Below are 15,200 nucleotides of genomic sequence, written 5' to 3'. Positions count from 1 at the left end.
TCTGTAATATATAGTAATTTATTGCTTATTTTTATTCTATCTAAATTGTTATAAAAACAGACAAACATACTTGTTATCCGGAATATACAGATGTTCGTGAAGATCGTGTTATTATCTATGGTTCAACCTATAATGATAAAATACAGAAATTTACTTATCAAATCAAAGCAACTAATGTAGGAACCTACAGCATTCCACCTGCATTTGGTGAAACTATGTATGATCGTGATATTCAAGCTGTATCAACAAGTGGACAAAAGATAAGCATCATCTCACAGCAATAGTTGTTTACAACTAACCAATCACTAAAACGGGCTTATGCCCGTTTTTTCAATAAAATAACCATCATACATGACAATAAAAAAGCCATGTCCTGAAACATAGCTCTTTTATGCTCACACTCGTTTTATGCTTATACAGCTAAAATGCTAAATAACAATTTTCCTGATACTAAAAGCATTTTATTTACTGAGTAACAAAAAAATTGATTTGTTTGGTTTCATCGAAAGCTTCCTCAAGTTGTCTTGTCGCTGATTGATAACTTTGATTCATATCTCCTTCCGATGTACATTCTTTTATAATGGCATGTTTTTTCTGAAAAGTTTCATTCGATGTTAACTGTTTATATAACGATGCTAAGTCTTTACCTGTCGAGGTAAAAAACTTATTCCAATCATTTAATTGAGTTTCCACAAATTCACGGCCTTTTTTACAGGCAATCGCATCTAACTGAATATTTGGAATCGTATATTTCTTGATCTCAGAAAATGTAGGATGTTGATTTATGAAGTTTACTTTTTCATTAAGTCCTTCTGATTTCAAAGATTCAATAAAACTGTCTTCGCGAAATAATTTAATTTTTTGAGATTGGAATTGCCCCTTTCCTCGCAAAGTCACTTCATCTGGATAAGGTTCATCAACGGAATAATCCCAAAAATCCTTTCGACGCTCAATGAAAACATCATTAATAACTTTAACCGGCAGTTCAAGCTCTTGCTGTTCATCGTTAATAATTACAGGAACTGAATTTAAATGTTTAGCTATCAACTTATCATAAGTTTCATCACTCACATTCGAAGTTGTATAGAAAGTAGTTAACAAATAATAGTTACTTTGAGTAGGATTAATTAATCCAGAACTATCAGTTGTTGAAGGTTTAGCTATAAAATTTAACGATTGATCACCATAAGACAATGTATGCTTACCGTAATCAAATGTATAATTCACACTTGATTTCGCTGGAATGGTTAATTCTTTTCCATCCACAATAACTTTTATTTCGTTTGGAGTTGGATTGTCAATCATACGATCAACTGAGCTAGAAGAAGAGGTATCAGAACCAAAACAACCGACCAATGTTATATTGCAAACTAGCAACAAAGAATATTTTACTTTTTTCATCGCATTAATTTTTTTGTAAAGGTTTTAAAAGAAACCAAATATTATCATAAATTTGATAAAACAACTATTTTAGTTATTATTTTTAATATTATTTGTAGTAATACCATAAATTCAAAATCCTGTAGGAAAACATCAGGCAGTTTACACTTCATGATAAAAATAATCTTCCAAAAATTTATACAGCGTTTTGCCAGAAATCACTTAAATTTTTGTTTTTTATCTTTTGAATCGTGAACTATTAGCTGATTATGCTACATCTTTATTAAAGTACAAATCACGTTTTCAACTTACCTATTCATTTAATAGCTAGCCGATTTCGTGAATTTTTAATTGATACGATAGAGATTACTGGGATACCACCAAGTCTCAATCAATCACCAAACGGTATAGAATCCTGAATATTTTTTACAAAAAATAGAGCCTAAAAAACGACATCTGTGTAAATACCCATAGTGAGCACACTGCTCACCTAGAAAATGATACTAATTGTTTTTATGTTTTATATTCTATGAGAGTTATGTTATTTAATGTTTAATGAGCTCTTTCGGTGCTATAAATGGTTAGACGCCTGACCATAAAAAGTTTAGCTAAATCGGTGACGGGAATTTTTTTATGATATAGGCGTTAGTTTTATGTATATTCATCACTGTCGTTTCTTAAATTACTATAAACAACGCGAGTAATTCCTACACTATATTTTATTCATAACCCATAACATCAGTTTGCCAAATTACGTAAGGTAACAATCCATCATAATCAGTTTCATCGATACCAGCATAATTAGAAAGATCACCTAACTGAGGTATACTCATTATACCTGTTGTGCGTAACTTATCTTTATCAAGAAATTCAATATCCCAAACGTTTTGTTTGTTATTAATGTTATCGACAAATACATTTAACAAATCGCCATATATTGGAACTCTCCAACAATCATCTGTTTCATCTACACAAAAACGCACGCTTACAGCCTGATATTTTTTTAACTTATCAGATATAACAGGTACAGCAGTTTCTTTTTTCGTGTCAACAAAAAATGAAAAACTAAATGTTTCATTGAGTTGAGATTTATATTCAATCAACTTTCCATTACTACCTTCAACTGGATATTTTTTAAATAAATATTTACTTATATTTGCAACAGAGTTACCACATAAAACACCATATAAAAAAATTAATGTAATAAATTTTTTCATAATATCTTTCATCCTATTATTTATAATATCTAATTAAAAACACGATTAATAAGCTTATTCACAACTCCACCAACAATAACCGATGTTACAAAACTAGCTAATACCCGTCCTTCTGTTTTAATTGACTTAAGCTCTTCATCTTCTTCACATGCTTTTGCTATTTTATCTTGCGCAGTATATACAGCAGCTGTTGTTAAAAGAAGCCCAGAACCCACACTAATTAATTTAAAAATTGACATATATACTCCTTATTGTTTTGTTTTATAACTAAATAGATAAACACTTCCCTAATTGGAGGAATAAAAGCTATTGTTAAAGATTTTTTCCCATAATTTTTTTAAGATCTATATTATTTTTTAGGACCTGATTTGTTATATTGGCATCAATATATTTTTTCCTTAATACAGCTATATATAAACAAGCAGGGATTGTGACGCGATAAGCTGGACCTGTAATATTAAAGAGTAACCATAAATGGTTTATTGCTAAACAAATAGAAGATACTAGTTGCAGAGTGTTTTTAGGATAAGGTTCTGGGAATGTCGTTTTGATTAAATTTCCGACTTTAAATCCAAAATTTTCTAAAATGCTAAATGTCAAATAGCTCGACATTAAATAGGATGAAGTTATAAAATTCTGAAGACTCATCATTACTATGGCTGGAGTAACTTTGGAATTGACTTTACCTAATTCTGCCGCTATTTTTTTAAGATCGTTTTGGCTTATATTTTCTAATGATTGCTTAAGGAGCGAACTCAATAAAGCATCTTCAATTTTTTCAATAAAAAAAGAGGATGGCTCATTTAAAGTTGTATTAGTTTGATTACACACATCTATTAATATTTCGCGGTAACAAACCCCTTTTCCCTGCCTTAATAGGTTCATTCCAGAATTTGCGCCAAATGTTTGAAGTTCTGCAGCAATAGATTTCCAATATAATTGATGATTAGGATAATGGCGTTTATAGCTTGTATCACTCGTTAATGTTTCAGTAAATCGAGTGACATTATCATTAGGATCAACAGTTAATATTGAAATCAATAGTTCCAAATCTTCGTTAGTGCATTGTTTTAAAAATACTAGATCTGAATCATCTCTATAAATAGCCATTAATACTCTCCTTATTAATTATTAATATCACAACACTATAACAATAAGAGTTTCCTTAATACGGAATTAGAAAAAATATTTTCAGATCTAATTTTGTTATTACTAATTCATTTGTTATTTCGAATTCAATATTTTACATGCAATAGTATTTATCTCGATAAACTCTGCCCAACTATATTTATCTTTATAATTGAGCTGATATTGTTTATCTACACGACAAATTTCAGGTCTTGTATCATAGATGGTGCATAATTTAGTTTTATAGTCATAATAACGACATACCCCATTACCACTATCAAGAAATTGCGTTTCTTGCGAGCGATTAACATTGCAACAACAAGCTCCACATTGATAACAAGGAAATGGGGAGGTATGACTCATAATGATTTTACCCATGAATGCACTGATTCTAAATTGCCAGCTTCAAATGGTAATTTAATTCCTCGGCGAGTTACTTCTTCTTTTAACAGAAAGCTGCGTTCTAGTTCATTATTGGTCGTGGTAAGATGCAATGTAAACGACGCTAATTGTTGTGTATCCATATTGAACTCTAGCCTTGCCAATTCTTTTAAATAATTATCTAACTCAACATTTAAAGCTCTAAAAAAATCGAGTGTTCTTTCGTATTTATCCTTAAATTTATCCAAAAATGCCCAAATTTTTTGAGGAAGAGCCCCTTTATCTAGATAGTGATTAAATGCTAATGTTAAAATACCAGTCGCTAGTGCGCTACAAAATGCAGATAACTCAGTGCCAAATGGAAAAGCAAATAATTGTGAACATATGCTATAAATAGCAGTACCACAAACAACGGAAACTCCAGCACTAATAATTTTACTTACTTCTTTGACTAATTGACCTAAAGGCAATGAATCAGGATTGCAAAAGATTAATTTTATAGCTGCCGTAATATGCCCCCACATTTCCCGAATCATTTTTCCAAGCATTTTTTGCGTAGTGAAAAATATATTGGTAACAGTAGTGGTTACACTCGATAGCGCACCACTAACAGCGCCATCTTTGAAAGAATTAAAAAAATCTTTAAATTTTAATTTTATTCGTTCCCATATAGCATTAAATACATCGCTAATATCATTTAAAAAATTTTTTATAGAAAAGTTATATTTATTATTTACATAAATAGAAGGGAATTGATCGCGTAGTTCAAACCATGCTTCGGCAAGGATAAGCCCTAGCATCTGTCTTGTTCCCATTTTAAAACCAGAAAGTGTTGATTGATAAGCGACATCTTTAGCAAACTTACTGCTAGTATAATAGGCTATATTGACAGTTCTCTCGTATTTAGCCCGTGCTTTTTTGTCTATTTCAAGCATCTTATTGAAGTTTGCTTTTTCTTTATTTTCTAACTTTTCTAATGACTTTTTTTCTTGATCTGTTAACGATTTTTTCTGTTTTAATATAGCTATTTCTTGACGGGTTTGGGTAAGTTCATTTTGAAGTTTGCTGACAAAGTCAGACATTGAACTTGCTTTCTTAGATTTATTTAATGTTTCATTGGTGAAATATAAATTACTACTGTCATTAGCAAGGTCAGTTCCTGATAATTCTGCTAATATTCGGCCTTGATCGTGATGTATTTCATTTGCAGCAATAACATGATCTAAATTTTTTTTATCATGTTGAGCAAATATTTCCCCTGTGTAAGCATCTTTTAAAGTATTTGCTTGATGAGCGATTTTTCCTTGTCGATTTGTCTCAATATAATTGGCATGAGAATGATATTCATGTGAATCATATTTTGGTTGTTGCTCTTTTCTTATTCTTTCTCTATCAGTTGCGTAAATGTTTTGCCGTGCATTATGAACAGTATCAACATCTCCACCTACATTATCCTTAAATAATAAAAAATCTAACCCAAATGAAGTCACCAAAGATTTGACAACAGTATTATGTAACTCTTCGCTCCAATTAATTTCCTGTTTCATCATTATTTTTATTCCTCGTTAATATAATCAATAAAACAAAAGCCAAGTATTCTTGGCTTTTATCATTACATTTCCTGAGTAAAATCTTTATATTCTTTTTCTTTGTTAATTAATACATTATCTAATTCTTCTTGATTAAGAATATTGAATCCATCATTATCTTTTTCGACTTCAATAATACTATCTTCGGATACTGTTTTAATTTTAAAAAGTGGGGTTGTAATAATATCGGTCATAATAGCTGCTAATAAATAACCGTTATTAATAATTCTTAAGCTCTTTTCCGAATTATCGCTAATATCTTCTCCCCAACCAAGAACCACTATCTTTTGATGCAACTCTTTTAATGCAGAAAAGTAATCATTAAAGGTCTGATTGATTTTTTCCAACGATGTATAAATTTTATCTACATAGTTATTTGTATTAGATAAATGTTTATCAATTAAATCCATTTTTGTTATTGCTGTGTCAGCTTCAGATCTTGATTTTTTTGCATTTTCTAATGCTTTTTCAGCATGGTTTGCATACGCAAAACCAGCAATAGCAATAATTGGCGCAATGGCTGCAGCACCTAAAACCATTGCTCCACCAGCCATTCCCCAACCTCCAGCAGCAAGTGATCCACCGCCAATAGCGGCCATAGTGGCATTATATGCAGCTACGCCAGATAAAGCGGCAATAGGTGTTCCTGTTGAAGCAGCTGCAAAAGCCATCACTCCGCTATATACAGCAAAACTTGCAGCTGCTCCCGCTGCACCAGACGCTGCAACCGTACCTAAAAACTCCACTGTAGAAAAAGAATATTCTTCAATTTTATCTATCTTAACTTTAGGAATAGATAACTTAAGATCTTTATTGTCTTTTCGTTTTAATTGTTTTAATAATTCGTCAGAAATTTTTTTAAATTCACCAAATGATTTACCAATATTAAGTTCTAATGTACCTAATCGCTCTAATTTCTGTTCTGAAACTTTGTTTAATACATCCAGTTCATCTTTTCGCTTGTTATATCGGCTTTTGGTTCTTTCTAAGATTTCATCAGCTTCTGATTTTAGTTGATAACCATCGTATGCTTTTTTGCCACCAACTGCTGCAGCGACTGCAGCTGCACCTGCAATAATAAAAGGTAATGCCATTGTTATTTCCTCGTTAAATTTATGTTAATTAAAAATATATTATGTTTGTGTTACAACAAACTTAAGATGTGATCATTTTTGCTTGCTCTCCAAACCCCCTAACCCATGCGTTTAACTCACGTTCACTAGATGTGGTGATAGTAAGAATAATTTCGCCATTTTCGATTTCTTCGATTTTCTGTTCATCGCACCAAATTCTTTCTTTGACATAACCAGCCGCTGATTTGGTAAATTGAATTGAAAAAGTACGAGGTTCATGTTCCGGTAAACCAAACGTAGTTTTATTTTGAATGTGATCTGGTACTGATATAGCAACTTTTTGGTTAATAAAATCTAATTTTTTTATTCGGTGGATTGCCAAACAAGTACTGTGTTTTAATTCTGTCGCAACGTTATTTGAAATTGCGCCATAAACATATAAGGCATGATTCATTGCAATTACTTTTTGCGGAATAAAATAGTGGTTTTTTCCTTGTTGATTACCACTAGCAATATAATGAATGTGGCAAAAAGTCTTATTTTCAATACACGCTAATAAGTCCTCAATAATGCTAACTTTCTCTGAATAATCAATCTTCCCTTTACTAAAAAAAGCAATAGGTTTACTTAGTGAAAAGTGTTCTCTTGTATCTAACTCTAATAACAACATAGAAAGATGCAATAATGTTTGATCAATACGTTCACCAATCTCTGGTGGAATAAAGGGTTTGGACAGTTCACGGCACAAACTTAGATATCGTAATTCCTGATAATTTAAACCTAGTGTATTTTTATGATTGATCTGCAGACTATACCAACGACGATTTTTTTCCTTGCCAGAACAGAAACATTCAGGGAAAGATAACTCGATCTGTTCAGCTAGCCGTATGACTGTTTGAGCAGAACAGTTCAGTATTTCGGCTAAATCTGATTGGTAATGAGGTTTATGATCAGATAGCAAAATGTGATACATTTTCAACAGTTTTTGTCCGGCACTAACATTTGAATCTTTCTTTCTGCCCATCGTCTATTTACCTATTATAATCCTTTCCCAAAATAGAAATGTTGCGTTATTTTTAATCAGTCAATTCTTATAAAGTAATATGATTTTTCGTAAATATAGTATTAACTAAATTCACAAATAGAACTTTATGCTTTATCTGAACAAAAATCCGATAGCTTGTACGCCAACCCGTTATATTTTAATTATGCGTTAAATTATCAAATTGTTTTTCCAATCTACGGAACAAGAAATAAAAAAGAATTATTATTTTTATTTAATTATTAATGAATAGAGGGATATTGTCATATCGATCTTTTCGATCAATTAATACTTATTGATCGTTTATTTCGATCAATGATTGCGCTATCACATTCAGTTTCGTGATCGATTTGGGTCAATTGGGATTGATTTCGGTAGAGTCAGTTAACACACTAAATATTGTAGAATCGTGTCTTGATGAGATTTTGGACATAAAAAAACCAGCTTTTAGCTGGTGTTCTTTTTTTGGACTTGGTGCCAGTGGTCGGACTCGAACCGACACGCTTTTAAGGGCGGCGGATTTTGAATCCGCTGCGTCTACCAATTTCGCCACACTGGCATTAAACGTGTAAATAAGTAAACGTTAGCATTATACTTAGCTTTGCAATATCTGCAACAAGTATTCTCGTAAAGTGCTTTGTATGCCTAAAAAACAAGCTGCCATCTAGATTTCCATGCGGGTAATTTTTTAAGGATTATATAAGCCGTTTGCTTAGCTGCAGCATTATCAATATTGTGATTTTTAGCATATTGTAATGTGACTTCATGCCATTTTTCGTTAAATGTTTTCATTGTGCCATCTTTACGGGCACAATGTTTACAATAGCTTTTAGACATATCAAGCAATGGATAATCAGCAATAGCTATCATTGGCATGCCACAAGCAATACACATTTTCATATTCTAAATTCCAATAAAATTAAAAAAGGTGACTCAATAATTGCCATCTTTATATGTACAAAAAATCCTACTCTTAGTTAAACAAGATTACAATATACAGTTAAAAATAGATAAATAGATTTCAGAAATTAAGATCAAATTGTGATGTGATTTGATTCAATTGTGGTTGTCGTTGTTGCTGTAAAACTAGATAACGGCGCCTCAACGCCCGTTGTTTACATAAACGTAAGACTTCTTGCTTTTGGCTATCACTCAAGGTTAACCAGTTAAATCTTTCTTCTCTTGAGCGATAACAGGTAATACAATAGCCTTGCTTATCGGTTTCGCAAACCCGTTTACAAGGACTTGGGATTTCAAAAAATTCAATCTGATCCAATTTATTCCTCGTCTTTTTAGGCAAAGCAATTGATTTACTAATGTTCTTTTAAGCCTAAACCTTTACTAAGCACTTTAAAACAGTCAGTACAATCATGTGTAGCAGCATGAAGTAATGTTTGAGTCGGTGCGTGAATTAATTTATTGGTTAAACGATGGGAAAATTCAGTAAAAACATCGTCAATATTAGCGCCTTGCTTAATGGCATTTAAGGCTTTTATTTGTAACTCACGCTTAATACGTTCCGCATTACTACGATACTGCTTAACATAAGTAACGGCATGCCTAGTCTTAAGCCAATCAATAAAATGTTCAGCTTGTTCTTGAATAAGATATTGTGCTTCTTTAGCAGCAATAGCGCGTTGCTCTAAATTACTTTCAACCGTTTTTTGTAAGTCATCAATAGTATAAAGATGCACATTATCAAGCTGATTAACCTCTTCCTCGACATCGCGGGGAACAGCTAAATCAATAAACAGCATTTTGCGATAATTTCTAGCTCGTAAGGTGCGTTCAACCATACCTTTACCTATGATGGGTAAAGGGCTCGCTGTTGAACTAATCACAATATCAACATCTTTAAGTCGATTAGCGATATCAGGCAATGAAATGATTTCTGCATCGATACCTACCGCAAGTTTTAATGCCTTTTCACGGGTGCGATTAGCAATAATCACTTGATTAAACCCATGCGGTTTTAAGTAGCGCGAGATAAGTTCTATTGTTTCCCCTGCTCCAACAAGCATAATATTTAAGCTAGACGTATCAACAAAAAGATGGCGAGCAACTAAACAAGCGGCATAAGCAACAGATGCCGTATTAGCACCAATATTAGTTTCACTGCGAACAATTTTTGCCACATGAAATACTGTTTGAAATAGTTTTTTTAATTGGACAGATAAGCAGTTTTGTTTTTGAGCAAAACTATATGCCTGCTTAACTTGTCCTAAAATTTGTGGCTCACCAATGATCATTGAGTCTAAACCGCTAGCAACCGACATCAAATGCTCGATAGCTTGTTGACCGTCATGCCAATAAAGTGAGTCTTTATATAGCTCAATATCAAGATGATGAAATTGCCCCAACCAACTTTCTACCGACTGTTTTAATCTTAGATAGTCGGTTTGATGCTCATAACTCAAATAAATTTCTGTTCGATTACAGGTAGACAAAATCACACACCCTTCAACCAAAGGATGTTGGTATAAGCTATATAGCGCTTTATCGACAATCTCAGTAGGAAAAGCAAGCCTTTCCCTTAAAGCGACTGGCGCAGTTTTATGATTAACACCAAAAATTGTAATGGACATTGCATCGCTTCTTTTTTGCAGGTTATATTAGATATAATTATTTTATTCAACATTCTTAAACCCCATATTATACATAAAAAACAATAAAAGGTTCTTTTTCTTATTCAGCAAATTATCAGTTATAATACTGCCTTCGTTGACAAAAACAACTAAGAGTTATTCCATGTCTAAAATCAAATATGCTTTTATTATCATGATACCGTTACTTATCACAGCTTGCCAAACAACGAAATCACAAAACAATGCATCGGTTGCGCAACAATGGCAAGTTCATCAACAAAATCTAAAACAAATAAACGCTTTTCAAGTAAAAGGTAGTATCGCTTATATAAGTGATAAATCGCGTAGTTATGGACGATTTTTGATAACTCAACAATCAACCGATAATTACCAAGTCAAATTAACCTCACCCATTGGTACCAACATTTTAACTTTAAAAGCTGAACCTAATAATGCTCAATTGATTGATAAACATGGTGAAAGTTACCAAGATATCAATGTTGAAAATCTCATGAAAAAAATATCTAACGTAAATATCCCACTGAATTCTTTACACAATTGGCTAAAAGGATTTTCAGACAATATCAATACTGACAAATTAGACAATTCAGGCCGATTAATATCAACAATATTTGTGCAAAATAATAACAAATGGACATTAAAAATTCCAAGTTACGCAACTTATACCTATAAAAATCAAAAAATTGATTTACCAGCTACTATCGAACTTACGCATGATGACGAAGTTGTCCGTTTAAAAATTAGTGACTGGATTTTACGATAACGGGAAATAGTGATGAAACAGTGGTTATCTCCTGCTAAATTAAATTTATTTTTATATATTACTGGTCGTCGTGCTGATAATTATCATAATTTACAAACGTTGTTTCAGTTTATTGACTATTGTGACACCGTAACGTTTAGCGCACGCAAAGATAACAAGATTAACTTATTAACCGATTTTGCAAACATACCGGCTAATAAAAACTTAATTGTCATTGCCGCTGACCAATTAAAAAATTATACCAATTGCAATGATCTCGGTGTAGATATCACAATTGATAAAAAGATCCCTATGGGGGGCGGATTGGGAGGCGCATCGTCCAATGCAGCGACGGTATTAGTGGCACTTAATCAGTTATGGCAACTTAACTTATCAACTGAAACATTAATGGACATAGGTCGAAAAATTGGTGCCGATGTCCCTATTTTTATTTATGGACACGCTGCTTTCGCCGAAGGAATTGGCGATCAATTTCAGTCTGTAGATATACCAGAATATTGGTATCTAGTCACTTATCCTAATATTGAAATATCTACAGTTAAAATTTTTAATGATCTTGAACTAACTCGTAACACGCCAGTCCAAAATATTACTGATTTGCTTTCATTGCCGTTTAACGAATTAAAAAACGATTGTGAAAGCGTTGTTCGAAAACGTTACCCTAAAGTAGACAGTATCATTGCTTATCTTTCACAATATGGTACCACTCGGTTAACTGGAACTGGTGCATGTGTTTTTACACAATGTGAATCAAAACAGCAAGCTTTAACCATTCAAGACAAACTTAAAACACTCTCAATCCATAGTGTTGTGGCTAAAGCATTAAACTCTTCACCTTTATACGCAAATTAAAAAAAACCTTAATCAAAAAATTTTATTAAGTGGTTAAGGTTTTTTATAAATAATGCCAATGGTTAAATATTAAATAAACTACATTTGTGCAAAGCGCTAATCTTGCGATCACCAATAATATTTAGGCCCAAATCAGACTAAACAACAAAATAAAAAATAGTTGTCTTTTTTTCGGTTGCAACGCTTCGTGTTTATTTAATATGCTACCGGATTGTTAATTCCTCAGTTATTAAACTAACTAAAATTGAGACTTTTAAAAATTATGCTTATTACTAATGTCGACAAAATAAAACAATATTATCAAGCTTTACTGGCAAAGGATGCGCACTATATCGGGATATTTTACGCTGGCGTTAAAACAACATCGATATTTTGTATTGCGACTTGCCGAGCAAAGAAACCAAAATTTGAAAATGTAGAATTTTTTAGTACTTTTAAAGAAGCCCTTGATGCAGGGTATCGTCCTTGTAAAATTTGTAAACCAACAGAAAACGCAAATGAAGCACCACCAGAAGTTGTTAAAGCTATTACATTAATTACACAAAATCCCAAAACAAAAATATCGGATACACAATTAAAAGAACATAAAATAAGTCCCGAAACAGTCAGACGCTGGTTCAAAAAACACTATGGTATCACTTTCCAATCCTACCAAAGAATGTATCGAATTAATCACGCTTTTCAAGAGCTTAAAGTCGGCAAAAATGTCATCAATACCGCTTATGATACAGGGTATGAATCTTTAAGTGGCTTTGGATATACCTATAAAAAAATCACCAAAAATACCCCATTAATAAGCATTAACCAAGACATTATCCTAATTAATCGCTTAACAACGCCATTAGGCCCTATGTTTATATGTTCCACTAATCAAGGGATCTGCTTATTAGAATTTGTCGACAGACGAATGTTAGAAACCGAATTCGAACAGCTGCAAAAACAGTTAAAATTGCAAATAATTTTTGGGGATAACAAGCACATAAAACAAGCAAAAGAAGAAATTGATGAGTACTTTCAAGGGAAAAGACAACATTTTAATGTCAATTTGCATACCCCAGGAACAGATTTTCAGCAAACAGTTTGGGACTGTTTAAAACAAATCCCTTATGGAAAACTAACTACCTATAAAGCACAAGCAGAAAACATTAATAATCCACATGCTATACGTGCAGTTGCAAACGCAAATGGATTTAATCGAGTCGCAATTATCATACCTTGTCACAGGGTCATTGGATCAAATGGTGAATTAATGGGATATGGCGGAGGATTAGAAAGAAAACGCTGGTTAATTGAACATGAAAAAAATCACTCAAATCAAAATTAAATGTATTTGTAAAAATTTAAAAAAAATATAAAGTGTTTAAAAAGAATTTTTTACGGCATGGTATTATTTAATGATTAATCACAATTTTACTAATGACACAAATATACTAATTGATAAGTATTGCTAGATTTTAGCATGATATTACGGTTTCTTTATTGCAACTAAAAAGTTTACAGGTATATAATGAAAAATTAGCAACTCTTATAGAAAAGACTTAGAGAGCATTTAAATGAATCAGTTACAAGAAAAACTTGCATTAATTAAAGACAGCATTCTTACCATTCCCAATTACCCAAAAGAAGGGGTTTTGTTTCGTGATATCACCAGTTTACTTGCTGATCCTATTGCATTTAAAACCACTGTTGAATTATTAATTGAACATTATCGTAATAAAAAAATTGACAAAGTAGTAGGTACAGAAGCTCGAGGCTTTATTTTTGCAGCGCCAATTGCATTAGCATTGGGTGTAGGTTTTATTCCTGTTCGTAAACCTAATAAATTACCTCGTCACGTATTTAAAGAAGAATATCAACTTGAATACGGTACAGACACATTAGAAATTCACACAGATGCAATTAAACCGGGTGAACGAGTATTAATTATTGATGATTTACTTGCTACTGGTGGAACGATCGCCGCAACAGCTAATTTAATTCGTAAAGCTGGTGGTATTGCCGAAAATGCCGCATTTGTGATCAACTTACCAGATTTAGGTGGCAAATCCAAGTTAACGGATATGGGGATTGATTGCTTTACTTTAGTTAATTTTGACGGTGAATAATGATTATTATTAAGGGCACGCTTGGTGCCCTTTTTTCATTTTAAGTACCTTTAATTTCTTTTCCTTTCTGAAAAAACGTAAGTTATTTTTATTGCATACAAAAAATAGATATGCACGCCTCACTGCATCTAAATTCAGATGTACAGATCAAAATAAGAAATCAACAAAAAACCAACCAAAATGAATAAAAATACACTTTACATCTTGATTAAGCATTAAATGTGAATTATTATTCAACATTAAAGCATAATTATCTAAGAGAGGATGAGATGAAAAAATTTAACCATATTATTGCAAGAATGCCCGCCAAATCACTAATTAACGGTTTAACATCAGCCAACTTGGGCAAACCTGATTATCAAAAAGCCTTAGATCAGCACAACAATTACATCCGAGCATTACAACAATGCGATGTCGATATCACAATTTTACCCGCTGACGAACGTTTTCCAGATTCGGTATTTGTTGAAGATGCCGTACTTTGCACGCCATATTGTGCCATTATTACAAGGCCTGGAGCCGAAAGCCGCAGGGAAGAAACTGAAATTATCGCTGACACCATCGAAAGATTTTATCCAAATAAAGTAGAAAGAATTAACGCACCTGGTACAGTTGAAGCGGGCGATATAATGATGGTTGAAAACCACTACTACATTGGCTTATCGGCTCGAACCAATCAAACTGGCGCAAACCAAATGATAGCTATTTTAGAAAAGTATGGATTAACTGGTTCAGTGGTTAAGCTCGAAAAAGTGTTACATCTAAAAACAGGTCTAGCTTATTTAGAGAATAACAACTTATTAGCGGCAGGCGAATTTATCACTAAACCCGAATTTCAACACCTTAATATTATTGAAATTCCTGAGCAAGAAAGTTATGCAGCTAACTGTATATGGGTTAATGACCGCGTTATTATGCCAGCAGGCTATCCAATAACAAAAGGCAAAATCGCAGAGCTTGGTTACCAAGTTATCGAAGTGGATACCTCTGAATATCAAAAAATAGATGGTGGTGTAAGTTGCATGTCGTTACGATTTTAATCGATCGATATTAATTATTAATCA

Annotated in this window: 17 protein-coding genes and 1 tRNA gene; 6 read left to right on the top strand and 12 right to left on the bottom strand. The window is 32.6% G+C overall.

The features are described from left to right. Positions 1 to 44 precede the first annotated feature (44 nt). The gene (locus ACYIAL_RS05255) at positions 45 to 284 is read left to right on the top strand and encodes an alpha-2-macroglobulin family protein (protein ID WP_483751164.1); all 240 of its coding nucleotides are present in this window, start codon (positions 45 to 47) and stop codon (positions 282 to 284) included. Between the two features lie 181 nt (positions 285 to 465). Here ACYIAL_RS05255 and ACYIAL_RS05250 read toward each other — a convergent pair whose 3' ends face one another. The 12 genes from ACYIAL_RS05250 to hemA all read right to left on the bottom strand — a co-directional run bounded on the left by ACYIAL_RS05250 (position 466) and on the right by hemA (position 10,395). Then, positions 466 to 1,401, bottom strand: coding sequence for a hypothetical protein (locus tag ACYIAL_RS05250; protein WP_483751143.1), 936 nt, complete (start codon positions 1,399 to 1,401; stop codon positions 466 to 468). Between the two features lie 698 nt (positions 1,402 to 2,099). Next, complete coding sequence (locus ACYIAL_RS05245) at positions 2,100 to 2,597, bottom strand: hypothetical protein (RefSeq protein WP_483751142.1); 498 nt, start codon at positions 2,595 to 2,597, stop codon at positions 2,100 to 2,102. 29 nt (positions 2,598 to 2,626) lie between these two features. Beyond that, the gene (locus ACYIAL_RS05240) at positions 2,627 to 2,836 is read right to left on the bottom strand and encodes a hypothetical protein (protein ID WP_483751141.1); all 210 of its coding nucleotides are present in this window, start codon (positions 2,834 to 2,836) and stop codon (positions 2,627 to 2,629) included. 73 nt (positions 2,837 to 2,909) lie between these two features. Continuing rightward, positions 2,910 to 3,707: a DUF3944 domain-containing protein gene (locus ACYIAL_RS05235; RefSeq protein WP_483747248.1), complete on the bottom strand. Its 798-nt coding sequence runs from the start codon at positions 3,705 to 3,707 to the stop codon at positions 2,910 to 2,912. A gap of 114 nt (positions 3,708 to 3,821) precedes the next feature. Continuing rightward, positions 3,822 to 4,088, bottom strand: a complete 267-nt coding sequence (locus ACYIAL_RS05230) for a YkgJ family cysteine cluster protein (RefSeq protein WP_483751140.1) — start codon at positions 4,086 to 4,088, stop codon at positions 3,822 to 3,824. Further along, positions 4,085 to 5,656 carry a cobalamin adenosyltransferase gene (locus ACYIAL_RS05225; protein WP_483751139.1) on the bottom strand — a complete coding sequence of 524 codons (1,572 nt, stop codon included), beginning with the start codon at positions 5,654 to 5,656 and terminating at the stop codon, positions 4,085 to 4,087. The genes ACYIAL_RS05230 and ACYIAL_RS05225 overlap by 4 nt, the downstream gene beginning before the upstream one ends. A gap of 62 nt (positions 5,657 to 5,718) precedes the next feature. Further along, positions 5,719 to 6,789, bottom strand: a complete 1,071-nt coding sequence (locus tag ACYIAL_RS05220; protein WP_483751138.1) for a chemotaxis protein — start codon at positions 6,787 to 6,789, stop codon at positions 5,719 to 5,721. 61 nt (positions 6,790 to 6,850) lie between these two features. Next, positions 6,851 to 7,792, bottom strand: a complete 942-nt coding sequence (locus ACYIAL_RS05215; protein ID WP_483751137.1) for a WCX domain-containing protein — start codon at positions 7,790 to 7,792, stop codon at positions 6,851 to 6,853. A 490-nt stretch (positions 7,793 to 8,282) separates the two neighbouring features. Beyond that, positions 8,283 to 8,369 (bottom strand) — tRNA-Leu (locus ACYIAL_RS05210). An 86-nt stretch (positions 8,370 to 8,455) separates the two neighbouring features. Then, positions 8,456 to 8,710 carry a zinc ribbon domain-containing protein gene (locus ACYIAL_RS05205; protein ID WP_174797823.1) on the bottom strand — a complete coding sequence of 85 codons (255 nt, stop codon included), beginning with the start codon at positions 8,708 to 8,710 and terminating at the stop codon, positions 8,456 to 8,458. A gap of 121 nt (positions 8,711 to 8,831) precedes the next feature. Further along, on the bottom strand, positions 8,832 to 9,086 hold the full coding sequence (locus ACYIAL_RS05200) for a DUF1289 domain-containing protein (RefSeq protein ID WP_174797824.1): 255 nt from the start codon (positions 9,084 to 9,086) through the stop codon (positions 8,832 to 8,834). A 37-nt stretch (positions 9,087 to 9,123) separates the two neighbouring features. After that, the gene (hemA, locus tag ACYIAL_RS05195) at positions 9,124 to 10,395 is read right to left on the bottom strand and encodes a glutamyl-tRNA reductase (protein WP_483751136.1); all 1,272 of its coding nucleotides are present in this window, start codon (positions 10,393 to 10,395) and stop codon (positions 9,124 to 9,126) included. Positions 10,396 to 10,558: 163 nt separating this feature from the next. Between hemA and lolB the strand changes: the two genes are divergently transcribed. The 5 genes from lolB (at position 10,559) to ddaH (ending at position 15,176) form a co-directional block, all read left to right on the top strand. Next, positions 10,559 to 11,179 carry a lipoprotein insertase outer membrane protein LolB gene (gene lolB, locus ACYIAL_RS05190; RefSeq protein ID WP_174797826.1) on the top strand — a complete coding sequence of 207 codons (621 nt, stop codon included), beginning with the start codon at positions 10,559 to 10,561 and terminating at the stop codon, positions 11,177 to 11,179. A gap of 12 nt (positions 11,180 to 11,191) precedes the next feature. Beyond that, positions 11,192 to 12,031 carry a 4-(cytidine 5'-diphospho)-2-C-methyl-D-erythritol kinase gene (ispE, locus tag ACYIAL_RS05185; RefSeq protein WP_174797827.1) on the top strand — a complete coding sequence of 280 codons (840 nt, stop codon included), beginning with the start codon at positions 11,192 to 11,194 and terminating at the stop codon, positions 12,029 to 12,031. A gap of 262 nt (positions 12,032 to 12,293) precedes the next feature. Then, positions 12,294 to 13,355 (top strand): bifunctional transcriptional activator/DNA repair enzyme AdaA, encoded by a 1,062-nt coding sequence (locus tag ACYIAL_RS05180; protein WP_483747256.1) that lies wholly within the window; start codon positions 12,294 to 12,296, stop codon positions 13,353 to 13,355. Positions 13,356 to 13,584: 229 nt separating this feature from the next. After that, complete coding sequence (gene apt / locus ACYIAL_RS05175) at positions 13,585 to 14,136, top strand: adenine phosphoribosyltransferase (protein WP_065587320.1); 552 nt, start codon at positions 13,585 to 13,587, stop codon at positions 14,134 to 14,136. A gap of 269 nt (positions 14,137 to 14,405) precedes the next feature. Continuing rightward, positions 14,406 to 15,176 (top strand): dimethylargininase, encoded by a 771-nt coding sequence (gene ddaH, locus ACYIAL_RS05170; RefSeq protein ID WP_483747257.1) that lies wholly within the window; start codon positions 14,406 to 14,408, stop codon positions 15,174 to 15,176. Positions 15,177 to 15,200: the final 24 nt, after the last annotated feature.

The organism is Gilliamella sp. X-57, from assembly GCF_057063565.1.
Note: the sequence above shows the minus strand (reverse complement) of the source record. Positions and strands in the feature narration are given on the sequence as shown.

Excerpts from the sequence above, each read along its gene's own strand:
- ACYIAL_RS05220 (WP_483751138.1), bottom strand. The coding sequence starts at position 6,789 with ATGGCATTACCTTTTATTATTGCAGGTGCAGCTGCAGTCGCTGCAGCA.
- ACYIAL_RS05230 (WP_483751140.1), bottom strand. The coding sequence starts at position 4,088 with ATGAGTCATACCTCCCCATTTCCTTGTTATCAATGTGGAGCTTGTTGT.
- ACYIAL_RS05225 (WP_483751139.1), bottom strand. The coding sequence starts at position 5,656 with ATGATGAAACAGGAAATTAATTGGAGCGAAGAGTTACATAATACTGTT.
- apt (WP_065587320.1), top strand. The coding sequence starts at position 13,585 with ATGAATCAGTTACAAGAAAAACTTGCATTAATTAAAGACAGCATTCTT.
- ACYIAL_RS05235 (WP_483747248.1), bottom strand. The coding sequence starts at position 3,707 with ATGGCTATTTATAGAGATGATTCAGATCTAGTATTTTTAAAACAATGC.
- ACYIAL_RS05180 (WP_483747256.1), top strand. The coding sequence starts at position 12,294 with ATGCTTATTACTAATGTCGACAAAATAAAACAATATTATCAAGCTTTA.
- hemA (WP_483751136.1), bottom strand. The coding sequence starts at position 10,395 with ATGTCCATTACAATTTTTGGTGTTAATCATAAAACTGCGCCAGTCGCT.
- lolB (WP_174797826.1), top strand. The coding sequence starts at position 10,559 with ATGTCTAAAATCAAATATGCTTTTATTATCATGATACCGTTACTTATC.
- ACYIAL_RS05240 (WP_483751141.1), bottom strand. The coding sequence starts at position 2,836 with ATGTCAATTTTTAAATTAATTAGTGTGGGTTCTGGGCTTCTTTTAACA.
- ACYIAL_RS05215 (WP_483751137.1), bottom strand. The coding sequence starts at position 7,792 with ATGGGCAGAAAGAAAGATTCAAATGTTAGTGCCGGACAAAAACTGTTG.
- ACYIAL_RS05205 (WP_174797823.1), bottom strand. The coding sequence starts at position 8,710 with ATGAAAATGTGTATTGCTTGTGGCATGCCAATGATAGCTATTGCTGAT.
- ddaH (WP_483747257.1), top strand. The coding sequence starts at position 14,406 with ATGAAAAAATTTAACCATATTATTGCAAGAATGCCCGCCAAATCACTA.
- ispE (WP_174797827.1), top strand. The coding sequence starts at position 11,192 with ATGAAACAGTGGTTATCTCCTGCTAAATTAAATTTATTTTTATATATT.
- ACYIAL_RS05245 (WP_483751142.1), bottom strand. The coding sequence starts at position 2,597 with ATGAAAAAATTTATTACATTAATTTTTTTATATGGTGTTTTATGTGGT.
- ACYIAL_RS05250 (WP_483751143.1), bottom strand. The coding sequence starts at position 1,401 with ATGAAAAAAGTAAAATATTCTTTGTTGCTAGTTTGCAATATAACATTG.